Source organism: Streptomyces sp. I05A-00742, from assembly GCF_013055795.1.
Lineage (GTDB): Bacteria > Actinomycetota > Actinomycetes > Streptomycetales > Streptomycetaceae > Streptomyces.
This window is the reverse complement of the sequence record NZ_JABETO010000004.1, coordinates 20,126-33,965: the sequence shown is the minus strand read 5'-3', so window position 1 is coordinate 33,965 and position 13,840 is coordinate 20,126. Positions and strand designations below refer to the sequence as shown.

The window sequence follows — 13,840 nt, the reverse complement described above, 5'->3', positions numbered from 1 at the left end:
TCAGGACCGCTGCCGCACCCGCAGGGGCCCGCCGACGCGCCACGAACTGACCACGGCCCCCTCCCCGATGGCGCGGACGGTGGACACCTCCTCGATGTCGACGCGCATCAGCTCCGGCCCGCAGTCCGCCGGCAGTCCCGTACGGGCCTCCAGGAGATCCAGGAACTCCGCCGCCGCGGCGGGGTCGGTGACGGGCACCGCCTGCCCGCTGATCTTGGCATCGTCCGGCATCGGCCCGATCGCGCCGCCCGGATGGTGCCGGCCGCACCGGCGTTCGGTCGTGGCACTGTGCAGGGCGCAGCGCGGATCGTGGCGCAGATCGGCGGACTTGACCGACCCCGGCATCACGAAGAGCCAGATGTCGGACGTGTGGAACACGGGCTCGATGCCGCTGATCCGCGGTGCGCCGTCCCGCCGCAGGGTGGCGAGCACCGCGTGCCGGTCGGCCGTGAAGGCGGCCCGCACGGACGCGGCGAACCCCGGTTCGGCGGCACGGAAGTCACCCCACGCGACCATGGGCGCCCGGCCGGTCATGGCCGCGGCCGTCCGGTGTGCGCGGTCCCCGGCCCGGCCGGTGAGCCCTCGTCGGCCGGGCGGCCGCTGATCCGGTGGTACCGGCCCAGGTAGCTGAGCAGCGGGCGCGCCGACGGGCTCACCTGGCACGCGGTCACCCAGCCGATGGTGAGGAGGTGGTCGCCGTTCGGCACCTGCCCCTCCGTACGGCACTCGAACACGCAGGCGGCGTCCGTCAGGATCGGGTGGCCCCCTTTCGGGGCGGGGTGCCAGCCGATGCCCAGGAACTCGTCGGCCACGCCGAAGCGTTCGGACGAGGCGAACCAGCGGGCGATCGCCGACTGGTGCTCCTGGAGCAGGTTGACGACGAACCCGCCGGAGTCGGCGATCGCGTCGGTGAGGCGGCTGTCCCGCCGCAGGGACACCGACAGCAGCTCCGGGTCCATGGAGACGGAGGTGACCGAGCCGGCGGTCATACCGGCCGGGCCCGTGCCCGTTCTGACGGTCAGGACGGCGACGGCGGTGGGTACGTGCCGCATGGCCGCCCGGAATCCGGGGCCCGCCGTTCCGAAGGTTGCCGCGTGATCCATCGTCCCCGTCCTCACCCTGGTCCGCGCCCGGGACCTCCGCGGCGGACGAGCAAATTTGGCGACCAGTACACAGCGACCATAGCGCCGGGGGCACGACGATTTTCGCCGTCGTCCGGAACCCCCTCCAACGAGGTAAAAAGGATCCGGAGGTGATAAGAGGATCGGTTGAATGCATCTGATGACAATGCCTTTTCCGGCGACTCGATTTCGGAGCCGTGGGGCGTCATTTATGCTGCGGATCGCGGTATTTCGCCTGTCGGTCACTGTTCCGCCGTCGGCCGCTGCACCGCTGACGCGCCCTGGTCAGCCCCGCCGTCCCCCGGAGCCGTCGGCGGGCCGCCCCCGTCCTCCCGGGAGACCGCCACCATGCCCCCGCAGCACACCCCTCCCGCGCCCGGCACCCGGCGCGGAACGGCATCGCGTCGCCGCTGGTGGGTCCTGGGCGTCCTGAGCACGGCACAGCTGATGGTGGTGCTCGACGGCACCATCATGAACATCGCCCTGCCCTCGGCCCAGTCGGACCTCGGGTTCTCCGACGGGCAACGGCAGTGGGTGGTCACCTCCTACGCGCTCGCCTTCGGCAGCCTCCTGCTGCTCGGCGGCCGTATCGCCGACCTCTTCGGCCGCCGGGCCACCTTCCTCACCGGTCTCGCCGGCTTCGCCGGGACCTCCGCCCTCGCGGGCGTGGCCGGCGGCTTCGAAGTGCTGGTCGCGGCCCGCGCGGGACAGGGCCTGTCCAGCGCCCTCCTCGCACCCGCCGCGCTCTCGCTCGTCGGCCTCACGTTCACCGATCCCAGGGAGCGCGCCACGGCCTTCGGCGTGTGGGGCGCGGCGGCCGGCGCAGGCGGCGCGATCGGCATGCCGCTCGGCGGGGCCCTCACGGAGTACCTGGGCTGGCGCTGGGCCATGTATATGAACACCCTGGTCGCGGCCCTGGCGTGCGTCGCCGGGGCGCTCCTCCTCGCCCCCGCCCCGCGCGCCCGGGCGTCCCGGCTCGATGTGCCCGGCACGGTACTCGTCGGCTCCGGCCTGTTCTGCCTCGTCCACGGGTTCGCCCGCGCCGAGGCCCACGCGTGGACGTCCGCCGCCACCTGGGCGTTCCTTGCCGCCGCCGGAGCCCAACTCGTGGCCTTCGTCTGGTGGCAGACCAGGGCGAGGCATCCCCTGCTGCCGCTGCACATCGTCCTGGACCGCGACCGCGGCGCCTCGCTGATCGCCCTCCTCCAGACGAGCTCGGCCGTCTTCGGCATCTTCCTCTTCTGCACCTATTACCTCCAGCAGTCCCTGGGGTACGGTCCGGCCGCGACCGGGCTCGCCTACCTCCCGATGGTCGCCGCCCTCATCGGCACCTCGCCCCTGGCGACCAATGTGCTCCTGCCCCGGTTCGGCCCCCGGCCCGTGATCGCCGCGGGCGCGGCGCTGGCCGCGTGCGGTCTCGTCCTGCTGGCCGCCCTCGGTCTCGACAGCGCCTATCCGACCGCCGTCCTCCCCGCACTCGTCCTCGCCGGCGCCGGACTCGGGACGATCATCACGGCCACCACCAGCCTGGCCACGCTCGGGGTGGGGGCCGCCGACGCGGGCGTGGCGTCGGCCGCTGTCAACGCCATGCAGTACGTGGGCGGTTCGGTCGGCGTCGCCCTGCTCACCACGGTGTCCACGGCGGCCACCGACTCCTACCTGGCGGTCCACGACCCGTCGGGCGCGCTGACCCGCGAGCACGCCGCGCTGTCCGGGTACCACTCCGCCTTCCTCTCCCTGGCGGGCGCCTTCGCCGTCTGCCTCCTCGTCTCCGTCCCGCTCTACCGCCGCCGCCAGGCCGGGCGGCGGGCCCGGCCGGACTCCGGGTCCGTCGTAAAGTGCGGAGACCGCCCTTGACCCGCACGCGCGCGGGCAGGGAGCCGAGGGCGAGGGCCCAGGCGACGGCTCGGAGGGACCTTCCGATCCGGTCAGTCAGCGACCAGTTGCCATGCTGTGGTCTTGCTCAGGCTGACGGATCCCATCACCCGTATGAGCGAGTTACAGCAGGTATTCATAGCGCTACGATTTATCGATTGTGGGAATTCGCTACTCCTGGACTCTCCCCACGGCCCGACCGAGCCTCGGAGGCTGAGATGTTCCTTCCCCCAGCCGCCAACCGTCTGTTCATCCTCGTAGCCCTGGCCGCGGTAGTGCCGGGGATCAGCACGGCTCCAGCGTCCGCGAAGAACGCCGGGCCCCTCGGGCAGTGCGCGGTCAGCGTCCGCAATCCCGAACATGCCGGCAACTACGTCTGGGCCAACACGCCCTGGAACTGTTCCAACCTGCCGGCGGATGGCGGCGCGAAGATCTATCTGAAGATTCTCCGGGACGGGCAACTGGTGAAGCAGGCGGAGTTCTGGCAGAAGGGACCCTTCAATCTCACCTTCTCGACCGGCGTCACCTGCATCGGTGGCAACCACACCTACCAAGTCCGCGCCCACGGCTGGGACACCGACCTCATCCAGTACGACGTCCACAGCCCGGCCCTCACCCTCCCCTGCTGACCGGGGCGGCAACCGAGCGACTTCGGACCATGAGTGGTGACGCCGCCAGGTTCCTGAGGCAGCGGAGCCGATTCACCGTCGCTGATGCCATGCCCACCCCGCCGACTCACCCACCACCACGGTCAGGAGACACCTGCTCAGGAAGCCGATCCCTTGGACGCCAACCCGGGCTGCAACACCATCACCAGCAGCGGCGCCACGAACGAACTCAGCACCAGCCGACGGGCCGCCGCCGCATGCTCCCGGTCCTCACGCCGCTGGAGCCCAGTCCGCTCGGCCATCTGCTTGTGATCCCCACGAAGATGCGCCAGGCCCGCCTCCACCTGACCGATCCGCTGCTCCACCGCCTGCTGATCCGCCCGGCATACGTCCTTCGTGACCACCTGATCCAGCCGGTTCACGAGCGGCGCCAGATCACCGCGCAGACCTCACGCAGCTGCGACACGGCCGCTGATGCGGTACTAGCCATGATGCAGAATCTCATCGTCCGTGTGCGTGCCGAACTCGGCGACGCGTACCTCCGCGATGTGCTCGTACCGGCTGATCCGGTCGGTCCACGGGGTGTCGACGCCGAACGCCACCCGTGCGAAGCCCGCCCGGCCGACGGCTTCGGCCAGGCTCGGATCGCCTGAGGCCAGCAGCCGCACCGGCGCGTCGAGCGCCACCGTCTGCGGCGGCATGAAGTACTCGTCCGGCAGAACGGTGCGCGCCTGGACGAGCGCGCCGACAGCGACGACCGAGCCGGCCCCCAACCGTGCGCACTGGAGGACCGTCGCCGCGGTCGCCACGTAGGCGCACCTGCCGACCTCGCAGCCCAGCAGCGTGGCATGCGGCCCCACGAAAACGTGGTCGCCGACAAGCACCGGCTGGTCGCCGGCGACCGCAGACCCGCGCAACACCGCGTTCTCGCAGATCACCGCCGCCTCCCCGACCTCGATCCGAGACCCCTCGGCATCGAGCACCGCACCGTACATCACCCGCGCCCTCGGCCCCACCCGGACATCACCGACGAGCGTGGCCGTCGGGGCGACGTAGGCGGTGGGATGGACCTGCGGTTCATGCCCGCGATGCCGGATGCGGATTCCCCGCGCTTCATTGATCATGAGCGAACTCTCGCCCGGCCGATCGCGAGATGCTGGCCCATACCCGACATCGCGTTCGCCGAGACTTTTGCCGTCCGCGATCTGAGGCACTACAGGGCGAACGTTGGCCAGGCACTGACTGCCGAGGACTGAGGCGCCGTTCAGCGCCGGACAGCACGAAGAACGCCACGATGCCCGCATGCCCGACGGTCCCTGCCCATTGTGAGGCCCTGCTGAAGTCCACGTTCGCAGCCCCAGGGAGGCTGCCGGGCATCGTCCTTCGACGATCGGGCCCGTTCGTCCCCCTACTTTCGTGGGGGGAATGCGTCGCAGAGCGGCGGATTTGGCGACGGACGCTGGTTCCTAGTGTCGATTCCATGAACGACTGGACCATCTCCCGCGACCGTGTTCTGGCGCAGCGTCGTGCCGAAGGATGGATGTTTCTCATCGAGGCGGCTCGTGATCTGCGGACCACCGGCGCGATAGCACCCAGCGGCCGGGCCCTGTGTCGTGCGCGGACCGATCCCCTCCGGAACGTGGCCGGCCGTCCGCTGACTGTCCTGGAAGTCGGTAGCGGCACGGGGGCGGTCACCCGAGCCCTGATACCTCAGCTGTCCCGGGGCAGTCGCCTGGACGCGGTGGAGGCCAACCCGCGGTTCGTCGCGCGACTGAGGGACCTGGTCTCCTCCCACCCGCATGTGCCCGGCACGCCCCGACACGTGGAAGTGCACCAGACGTACGTGGAGCGGCTCGACACCGACCAGCGATACGACGTGATCATCTCCGGGACTCCGCTGACGAACTTCACTCCGGTACAGGTCGATCGCATCATGGCCCGCTACATGGAACTGCTGCACCCAGGCGGCACCCTCACCTATTTCGCCTACCTCGGCACCCGCGCAATCCGCACACTGACCGCCTCCCGGGCCGAGGCCCGCCGCCACACCGCAGTGGAAGTGGTGATGTCCACCTACCGGCGCGCCTACGGCACCGGCCGCTGGACGGTATGGGCCAACGTGCCTCCCGCCCACGTCCGGTACCCGCGACGGCCCCTCGTCACCGCCGACCGCCCCAAGTCGCGGTCCGCCGAGGCCAAGCGGTGAACGCCCTGTCCGACATCCTCGCCCATGTCCCACCGGCCGCTGCCTACGCGGTGGTGGCCGCCGCGGTTCTCGCCGAGTCGATCCTCCTGGTCGGCGCCTTCATCCCGACCCTCACCCTGCTCCTGACCGCAGGCGCGCTCGCCCGCGCCGGTCACATCAGCCTGCTGCTGGTCATAGCGAGCGCGGCCGGCGCCGTCGTGGCCGGTGACCTCCTCGCCCACCGCACCGGCGGGTTCCTCGGTGACCGGCTCCGCACGGGACCGGTGGGCCGCCGTGTCCCGTGTGCCGCCTGGCACCGGGCCGAGACGCTGATGACGCGCCACGGCGGACGGGCCGTCTTCCTGGCCCGTTTCCTGCCCGTGGTCCGCACACTCGCCCCCCACTTCGCGGGCGCCACGCAACTGCCCTACCGCCGCATCGCTCCCTACAGCGCGACCGCGGCGTGCCTGTGGGCCACAGCCGAAGCCGGCGTGGGGTATGCCGCTTCGACTTCTCTTCAGCGGATCCTCACTCTCGGCGGCCCCGCCGTTGCCGTGGCCGTTCTGATCACCATCGGGGTCACACTTCTGTGGCGTCGTTCTCGGCACTCGGCACGAAAGGCGCACGGTGACACCGACCGCCACGACGGGGCCTGGGCCGGCTACTGATCCTGAACTCCAGGGCGGTGGACTGGCCGACGAGCGGCGGGAGTTCCGTGGGAGCCGGCCAGGGGACCGGTGGCGCACGGGTGGCCTGATCAGACCGTCGGAGACGGCGCGGGGTGCCGCGTCGGCCTTGGCGGGCTGCCCCGGACCGCGAGCCCGGACGATCGGTCCGGGCTCCCTCGCGTTCCTGTCGCGATCGGATGCGCTTCCGAGCAAGGTCCGCTCGACAGCGCTCACTGCATGACGCGGACGCTCCATCCCCTGGGGAAGAAGCCGTTGCTGACCGGCCACACCATGCCGACGACGTTGCCTGTGCATTCCGGCTGGTCGAAGACCGCCACCGGGGAGTTGGTGTAGTTGGTCACGGGCAGGTTGAGCGGAGATGAGGTATGGCACGACAACCGGGCGGGATCGGTGATCACACGATCTCTGAGGTGCAATTTCCCGACTCCGGCATCGGCCGGCTGAGTAAGACCGAACGTGAGCAGAGCGCTCCCGCCGAGTATGCCGAGTGTGCGCGCGAGACGACGCAAGACGACCTCCCTGATCCTGAGACTTCGGCCCGCCCGCTCACCTGTCCGGTCAGAACCGGCGGGGCGGCGCCTTGACGTCCCGAACGTAGGGACGACAGCGTCCCAACCGCCATCCTCGTCCTCCACTTCGGGACGGCGGAACGGTACAACCCACCTTGACCAGCGACGACAGACCTCGCCCGGAAAGCCGAAACGGGACGGCCCCCCGCCCTCGCTCCCGGACAGACGCTCAACTGCGCGGCGCATCCCCGTCGCGCGGGTCCGGGTGGTTCGCGGGGGCGGTGCGCAGGCGGGAAATCAGCGCTCCACCGTACGTGGCGGCCAGCGGGGCGACGAACCACAGGGTGAAGGCGTAGGAGAACAGCCAGGCGACGCCGACAGTGAGGAGGAACCAGAGGCCGACGCCCCAGGAGTCCGCGGCGCGCCTATGGGTTTCCGCGGGGTCGCCGGTGACCAGGCCGGTGCTGCTGGAGATGTCCTTGAGGACGGCCTCGCAGCAGACCATGGCCGCCATCGTGGAGGCGAACAGGGTCTGCGCCAGCGGATTGCTGATCGATGCGCCGACGACCGCTGTCGGGAACGGAAGGAACGCGACCAGCAGCAGGAACGGTGCGTGCCAGGCCGTGAATGCCTGCGACAGCCCGCCGATCCGGTCCATCAGCTCGTGGTGGCGGCGCCACACCGACCAGAGGAGGACGAACGCCAGCGCGAAGGCCAGGTATGAGCTCCGGTGGTCCGCCAGGAAGCTCGCCAACGTGCGAGCTGATGCCAGCTCCTTCTCCTCCGGGCGCTCCAGTTCGACAGCCAGCAGTGTCATGGCGATCGCGAAGATCGCGTCCGTGAAGAAGGCCAGCCTCTCGGGCGAGAACCCCGGCGCCGGCCGAGCAGGCCCGCTCATTCGAACTCCCGGACGTCAGGTCTGTGGATGTGGTCATTGGGAGCGCTGGTCGCAAGGGGGGAGCCGGTCGAGGGCGACCCTGGTGTGCGAGGAATCGGCGGCTGGTGGGGATGAAGCGGCCTTCCAGATCTCTCTGGAGCGGTGACCTGCTCGTGCGCACGTGGTGCGTCGGCGCCTGAGGCTGCCCGGTCCGACGGACAATCCAGCCCATTCTTTCCGACGATCCTGGTGACAACAACCCCGCCTTGGCGGCAGCTGTCGCGCTTCGGCGCAACGCCGGCATCACCCGGCCCGGACAGCCACGGCGAACGACGACGGCCCGTTCCTGGCACGGGAACCGCCAGGGACGGGCCGCATCGCACGGCACCGGAAGGCGAGTTCAGCCAGGAGGCGTCGCTCCGGGCAGCTCTCCGGCGAAGTCCCACCACTGCTGGATGGTCCACACGGCGACGCTGGAACGGTCGGTGGACATCCGCAGCCACACCTCGTCGCCGCCGGGCATGAGCGCCACCTCCAGGTGCGGCTGCTCCCACGTCCCCAGCGGGTACATCCACTCGATGCCGTCGGGCCAGGTACGCATCGCCACCGTGCGCACGCTCAGCGCCGCGCCCATGGCGTCCAGGGCCGCGCGAGGTATCCGCACCTCGGCCGGCTCCCGCTCGATCCCTGCCACCGCACCCCCTGTTCCGCAGCGAGACGCACTGCTCGCCACGCGCCACAGCCTGCCGGACGGGGAGCGCGGCTGTCACGCGGCCCGCCGGATTCCGCCCCTTCGGAGTCGTCCTGCGGGGGGGCTTCAAACGAGTCCTGAAAAACTTGGGGCACGCTGCTCGGACGTGCGACTCGTTGTAGAGTTGCAAAATCGCCCTTGACCTGCAAAAACGCAGGCAGGGAGCCTACCTTTCGGAGTACACCGTGCTGCGCACCATGATGAAATCCAAGATCCACCGGGCCACCGTCACCCAGGCCGACCTGCACTACGTGGGGTCCCTGACCGTCGACGCCGACCTGATGGACGCCGCCGACCTGCTGCCCGGCGAGAAGGTCGACATCGTCGACATCAACAACGGCGCCCGGCTCTCGACCTACGTCATCGAGGGCCCCCGCGGCTCCGGTGTGATCGGCGTCAACGGCGCCGCGGCCCGCCTCATCAGCCCCGGTGACCTGGTCATCGTCATCGCCTACGGCTCGATGGACGACGCCGAGGCGAAGTCCTTCGAGCCGCGCGTGGTGTTCGTGGACGAGCGCAACGCCGTCGTGGACCTGGGCGGCGACCCGGCCGCCGTGCCGGAGGGCTCGGGCCTGTCGCGCGGCGACCGGCTCGCGGTCTGACGCCCGTCCGATCAGGCCACCGGCAGCCCGGCCGCCTCTGCCAGCACACGGGCGGTCACCATCCCGGCCGCACGCACCCGTTCGTCCTCGCTCGGCCGGCAGCGGCCGAGCGCCGGGTCGAACTCGGTCATGATCACGCCGGCGTGGTCGGCCGCCGGCTCGTCGAGCCGGACCGGCCGGTCGCGGGCCGCCAGCGCCGCCCGGAACTCCCGTGACCGCTCGGGCTCGATCAGCGTGTCCCCGGTGCCGTGCACGAGCCGGACCGGTACGTGCGGGCCGGCCGGCCCGCCGTCCGGTTCGGCCAGTGGCACCGTCCCGGTCGTCCGCGCGGGCAGGTCGTAGCGCGAGGCGATGCTCACGGCGGCCAGGGGACGCGGGCCGTCTACGAGGCCGGGCCGAAGCGCGACCGCGACCGCGGCGGATCCGCCCGCGGACCAGCCCGCGAGCACGAACTGCTCCGGATCGCCGCCCAGACCGGCGGCGTTCGCCCGGCACCACTCCAGCGAACCCAGCAACTGGGCCCGGCCGGCGTCCGGTTCGTCCGACCGCCAGTCGGGGACGACGACCAGCGCCCCGAGGGCCGCCACCGCGCCGGCGAGCGGCCGCAGGACGTCCCGCTCGTCCGGACCTACGCCGTGCCACAGCAGCACGGTCGGCAGGGGCACCGAGGAGCCGGCCGGCCGGTGGACGTCGACTGCTTTGCCCTGGGCGGTGTGCGCGAGGTGGAGTTCCACGGGGGCTGTAGGGGGCATGGCGGCCTCTCGGTGGGTATCGGGCGCGGTGGCGCGGGGTGCTGATGTGTGCTGTGCGTGGCGGGAGTTGCGTGTTCCGTCAGGGACGGTACCAATGCGACGATCATGGTCGGCTCGTCAGCGGGCCGCGCGAGCGCTCCCGGCCCCCGTCCGTCCCGCCGCCCGCGGCCCCCACACGTACGCCAGCGCCGCCCCGACGGCTCCCACGGCCGCCGCCGCGAGCAGCACCCGGTCCAGACCGGCGTACGGCGCGGGCGCCCCGTGGCGGAACAGCACGCCGAACGCCGCCACCCCCACCGTCTGGCCCAGCTGGCGGAACGTCGTCATGGCCCCGGCCGCCGTACCCGCCCGCTCCGGCGGCAGCGCCGCGAGCACCGCGGCCCCCATCACCGGGCCGGTCAGCCCCACGCCGACCCCCGTGACGGCCAGGCCCGCCGCGACGGAGACCGCGGTCGAACCGGCGTCGAGGCCCGCCTGGAGCGCGCAGCCGAGCCCGCTCAGCAGCAGCCCCGTGCCCAGGACGGCACGCGGCGAACGGCCGTGCAGCCGCCGCCCGGCGACCAGCGAGGTGACGCAGGCCGCCACCGCCAGCGGCATCAGCGCGAGCCCGGCGCGCACCGGGCCGGGCGCCGGCCCGGACTGGAGCCACATCGAGGTGTACACCAGTGTGGCGAACGCCGCCGTGGAGGCGACCACACAGCCCATCACCGCCGAGAACGAGGCACGGGCGAAGAGCCGCACGTCGAGCAGCGCCGCCGCCCCGCGGGCCCGTTCCACCCGGACGAAGACGGCCAGGGCGACGGCGGCCGTCACCAGCAGGACCGCCACCCAGGGCGACGAGAGGCCGTCCTCACCGGCCAGGGTCAGGGCGTGGGTGAGGCAGCCCGCGCACAGCGCGAAGGCGACCGTGCCCGCCGGGTCCACGCGGACGGCCGGGCGCCGCGCGCCGTCGCCCGGTATCCGCAGGGCGAGCGCGGCGGTGAGCGCCACCAGCGGGACGTTGAGGAGGAACACCGCCCGCCAGTCCAGGCACTGGGTCAGGACACCGCCCAGCGCGGGCCCGGCCGCGGCGCCCAGAGCGGTCACCGCCGCGAACACCCCCATCGCGCGCCCGAAATCGGGCCCCCGGTAGACACCGAGCAGCGCGAACGTGCAGACGCCGATCGCCGCCCCGCCGACGCCCTGCGCCGCCCGCCCGGCGATCAGCCACCCGGCCCCCGGCGCCAGCCCGCAGGCCAGCGAGGCGAGACCGAACACCGCCAGCCCCGCGACGTACACGGTCCGGGCGCCGTACCGGTCGGCCAGCGCCCCCGCCGTGAGCATGAGCACCGCCAGGACCAGCGTGTAGACGTTGACCACCCACTCCAGTTCGGCGGGCGACGCGGACAGCCGCTCCCCGATGCGGGGCAGGGCGACGGACAGCACCGTCGTGTCCAGCAGGAACACGAAGGTGCCCAGACAAACGGCCACCAGGGGCCACCACTTGCGCATGAGCTTCTCTCTCGGAATCTCGGAATCTCGGGACCACGGAAGCCCGGGAGAACGACCGGACGCCCGTACGCTCCGCCCTCCGCCCCCGGCACCACCAGCCGGACCGCGCCGGCCGCCGGAAACCGGCACACTCAGCCCTATGAAGACGGAAACCGTCACCCTGGACGAGACCGACCGCGGCATCGTGCACGCCCTCCGGATCGACGGCCGCGCCCCGTACCGCGTCATCGGCGAGGTCCTCGGCGTCTCCGAGAGCACCGTCGCCCGCCGCTACCGGCGGCTGCGCTCCTCCGGGGTGCTGCGCGTCGTCGGCAGCCTCAACGGCACGCGGCTCGGGCACAGCGCCTGGACCATCCGCGTCCGGTGCACCCCGGACGCCGGCCCGGCCATCGCCGAGGCCCTCGCCGCGCGCCCCGACACCTCGTACGTCCATCTGCTCTCCGGCGGCACGGAGATCTCGTGCAGCGTCCAGACCGCGGGCGCCGACGAGAGCGAGGCCCTGCTCCTGCACCGGCTGCCGCGCACGGCGCGCGTCACCTCGGTCTCGGCCCATCTGCTGCTGGGCCAGTACGCGCTGCCGAGCGACTGGGCGGGCCCGGCGTGCCTCACCGCCGAACAGGCCGCGCTGCTCGCGCCCCCGCCCGTCGACGGGTCGGCGGAGGTGACGCTCGGCCCGGCCGACCGGCCGTTCCTCGAACTCCTCGCCCGGGACGGCCGGGCGGGCCACGCGGAACTCGCCGCCGCGACGGGCTGGTCCGAGACCACGGTGCGGCGGCGGCTGGCCGCCCTGCGCCGGGCCGGAGTGCTCGTCCTCCTCGTCGACATCCCGCCCGCCGCCCTCGGCTTCCGCACGGAGGCCCGCCTGTGGCTGTCGGTCCGGCCGTCCCGCCTCACCGCCGTGGCCGAGGAACTGGCCGGGCACCCGGAGGTCTCCCTGGTCGCCCTGACCACCGGGCCGACCAATCTGCTCGCCGCCGTCAACTGCCGTGACGCACTGGACCTCGCGCGGTACCTGACCGAGCGGATCGCCTCCCTGGACGCCGTCCGCGCGATGGAGACGGCACCGGTCATCCGGACGGTGAAGCGGGCGGGGGCGCCACTGCCGCTCGTGCGGTGACCGTGCGGGCGGTCCCCGCCCTCACCCACCGCGACCGGAGGGCTGCGCCGAGTCGCGCATCCGCAGGTGCCGGGTCATGCTGAAACCGCCGGCAGGCACTCCTTGGCGTACGAGCGAGGGGACAACGGTGACCATGACTGAAACAGCCCTCCGGCGGCGTACGCGCCAGAGCCCCGGTACGGCCGGGCTCTTCGCGCGGCTCGCGGTCCTCCCCGAGGGGCCCGAGCGGACCAGGCTGCGGCAGGAACTGATCGCCGCGTGGCTCCCCATGGCCGAGCGCATCAGCCTGCGCTACCGGTCCAGCGGGGAGAGCCCGGCCGATCTCCGGCAGGTGGCGGCGCTGGCCCTGGTCCGCGCCGTCGACCGGTTCGATCCGGACCGGGGATTCGCCTTCGAGTCCTTCGCCGTCCCCACCATCAACGGGGAGCTCAAACGGCACGTACGTGATCACGTCTGGTCGCTGCACATCCCCCGCCGGGACCAGGAACTGCGGGCCGCGGTCCGCGCCGCGCGGTCGCGGCTGGAACAGACGGGCGCCGGCACCCGCGTCACCGAGGCGGCCCTGGCCGAGGAGGCCGGGCTGACCGAGGCGGAGGTCCGGCGCGGGATCGACGCGGACGGGGTGCACCACACCCTGTCCCTGGACCACCCCATCGACGGCGCGGGAGAACTGCCGCTGGCCGACACCCTCGGCCGGGTGGACCGCGCCCTGGACCTGGTGGTCGACCGCCAGTCGCTCAGGCCACTGCTCGACGCGCTCCCCGAACGGGAGAAGTCGGTCCTGTACTGGCACTTCTTCGGCAATCTCACCCAACAGCAGATCGGGGCGCGGCTGGGAGTGTCCCAGATGCAGATCTCGCGCATCCTCAGCCGCACCTGCGCCCACCTGCGCCGGCAACTACTGGCACCGGCCTGATCCGCACGGCCCCGGGGCACACGTACGGCACGGGCGGCCGCACGGTCCGGGCGCCGGACGGGCACGTGGGGGCCGGTCCGGGAACGTCCGGCCGCGCGGCCCCCGCAAGCGGTCCCGACCCGCGGGGTCCCGACCCAGAGATTTCGATCCGGGACGCGTCCCGGAAGGCGAGGTACACCACCATGACGTCACAGCACACGCACCTGACCCCGGACCTGCCGCCGATCGTCGAGGTACCGGACCTCCCCGGGGCCCAGGGGCCGCGCCCCGCGGGCGGGAAGAACGGCAAGCGGGGCGGGGGGAACGACGCGGGGGAGGACGGGGGAGCCGCCGGCCCGTCGCCGTCC

The 13,840-nt window shown here is 72.3% G+C and carries 16 protein-coding genes; 7 read left to right on the top strand and 9 right to left on the bottom strand.

The window, feature by feature from the left end:
- Complete coding sequence (locus HN013_RS05045; RefSeq protein ID WP_171163396.1) at positions 1-534, bottom strand: pyridoxamine 5'-phosphate oxidase family protein; 534 nt, start codon at positions 532-534, stop codon at positions 1-3.
- Positions 531-1,103 carry a flavin reductase family protein gene (locus HN013_RS05040; protein ID WP_171163394.1) on the bottom strand — a complete coding sequence of 191 codons (573 nt, stop codon included), beginning with the start codon at positions 1,101-1,103 and terminating at the stop codon, positions 531-533. Before HN013_RS05040 ends, HN013_RS05045 begins: the two co-directional genes overlap by 4 nt.
- Before the next feature lie 366 nt (positions 1,104-1,469).
- Between HN013_RS05040 and HN013_RS05035 the strand changes: the two genes are divergently transcribed.
- Both HN013_RS05035 and HN013_RS05030 read left to right on the top strand, forming a co-directional pair.
- Positions 1,470-2,978, top strand: coding sequence for an MFS transporter (locus HN013_RS05035; RefSeq protein WP_171163392.1), 1,509 nt, complete (start codon positions 1,470-1,472; stop codon positions 2,976-2,978).
- A gap of 236 nt (positions 2,979-3,214) precedes the next feature.
- Positions 3,215-3,625 (top strand): hypothetical protein, encoded by a 411-nt coding sequence (locus HN013_RS05030; RefSeq protein WP_171163390.1) that lies wholly within the window; start codon positions 3,215-3,217, stop codon positions 3,623-3,625.
- Positions 3,626-3,762: 137 nt separating this feature from the next.
- Here HN013_RS05030 and HN013_RS05025 read toward each other — a convergent pair whose 3' ends face one another.
- Both HN013_RS05025 and HN013_RS05020 read right to left on the bottom strand, forming a co-directional pair.
- Positions 3,763-4,026 carry a hypothetical protein gene (locus HN013_RS05025; protein ID WP_171163388.1) on the bottom strand — a complete coding sequence of 88 codons (264 nt, stop codon included), beginning with the start codon at positions 4,024-4,026 and terminating at the stop codon, positions 3,763-3,765.
- Positions 4,027-4,086: 60 nt separating this feature from the next.
- Complete coding sequence (locus tag HN013_RS05020; RefSeq protein ID WP_171163386.1) at positions 4,087-4,728, bottom strand: gamma carbonic anhydrase family protein; 642 nt, start codon at positions 4,726-4,728, stop codon at positions 4,087-4,089.
- A gap of 356 nt (positions 4,729-5,084) precedes the next feature.
- Between HN013_RS05020 and HN013_RS05015 the strand changes: the two genes are divergently transcribed.
- The gene (locus HN013_RS05015) at positions 5,085-5,810 is read left to right on the top strand and encodes a class I SAM-dependent methyltransferase (RefSeq protein ID WP_171163383.1); all 726 of its coding nucleotides are present in this window, start codon (positions 5,085-5,087) and stop codon (positions 5,808-5,810) included.
- Positions 5,807-6,457 carry a VTT domain-containing protein gene (locus HN013_RS05010; protein WP_171163381.1) on the top strand — a complete coding sequence of 217 codons (651 nt, stop codon included), beginning with the start codon at positions 5,807-5,809 and terminating at the stop codon, positions 6,455-6,457. Before HN013_RS05015 ends, HN013_RS05010 begins: the two co-directional genes overlap by 4 nt.
- 230 nt (positions 6,458-6,687) lie before the next feature.
- Here the strand turns inward: HN013_RS05010 and HN013_RS33590 are convergent, their stop codons facing one another.
- The 3 genes from HN013_RS33590 to HN013_RS05000 all read right to left on the bottom strand — a co-directional run bounded on the left by HN013_RS33590 (position 6,688) and on the right by HN013_RS05000 (position 8,558).
- Positions 6,688-6,819 carry a hypothetical protein gene (locus tag HN013_RS33590; protein WP_283247515.1) on the bottom strand — a complete coding sequence of 44 codons (132 nt, stop codon included), beginning with the start codon at positions 6,817-6,819 and terminating at the stop codon, positions 6,688-6,690.
- A gap of 397 nt (positions 6,820-7,216) precedes the next feature.
- A complete protein-coding gene (locus HN013_RS05005) occupies positions 7,217-7,885 on the bottom strand; it encodes a TMEM175 family protein (RefSeq protein ID WP_171163379.1) in 669 nt (222 codons plus the stop codon).
- Between the two features lie 379 nt (positions 7,886-8,264).
- Complete coding sequence (locus HN013_RS05000; protein WP_171163377.1) at positions 8,265-8,558, bottom strand: hypothetical protein; 294 nt, start codon at positions 8,556-8,558, stop codon at positions 8,265-8,267.
- 242 nt (positions 8,559-8,800) lie between these two features.
- Between HN013_RS05000 and panD the strand changes: the two genes are divergently transcribed.
- Positions 8,801-9,217, top strand: coding sequence for an aspartate 1-decarboxylase (panD, locus tag HN013_RS04995; RefSeq protein WP_171163375.1), 417 nt, complete (start codon positions 8,801-8,803; stop codon positions 9,215-9,217).
- An 11-nt stretch (positions 9,218-9,228) separates the two neighbouring features.
- Here panD and HN013_RS04990 read toward each other — a convergent pair whose 3' ends face one another.
- Entirely contained in the window at positions 9,229-9,969 is a 741-nt protein-coding gene (locus HN013_RS04990; RefSeq protein WP_171163374.1) for an alpha/beta hydrolase fold domain-containing protein, read from the bottom strand.
- 117 nt (positions 9,970-10,086) lie between these two features.
- The gene (locus HN013_RS04985; protein ID WP_171163372.1) at positions 10,087-11,460 is read right to left on the bottom strand and encodes an MFS transporter; all 1,374 of its coding nucleotides are present in this window, start codon (positions 11,458-11,460) and stop codon (positions 10,087-10,089) included.
- Between the two features lie 139 nt (positions 11,461-11,599).
- Between HN013_RS04985 and HN013_RS04980 the strand changes: the two genes are divergently transcribed.
- Both HN013_RS04980 and HN013_RS04975 read left to right on the top strand, forming a co-directional pair.
- Positions 11,600-12,577: an Lrp/AsnC family transcriptional regulator gene (locus HN013_RS04980; protein ID WP_171163370.1), complete on the top strand. Its 978-nt coding sequence runs from the start codon at positions 11,600-11,602 to the stop codon at positions 12,575-12,577.
- Between the two features lie 133 nt (positions 12,578-12,710).
- Positions 12,711-13,493, top strand: coding sequence for a sigma-70 family RNA polymerase sigma factor (locus tag HN013_RS04975; protein ID WP_171163368.1), 783 nt, complete (start codon positions 12,711-12,713; stop codon positions 13,491-13,493).
- Positions 13,494-13,840 lie beyond the last annotated feature (347 nt).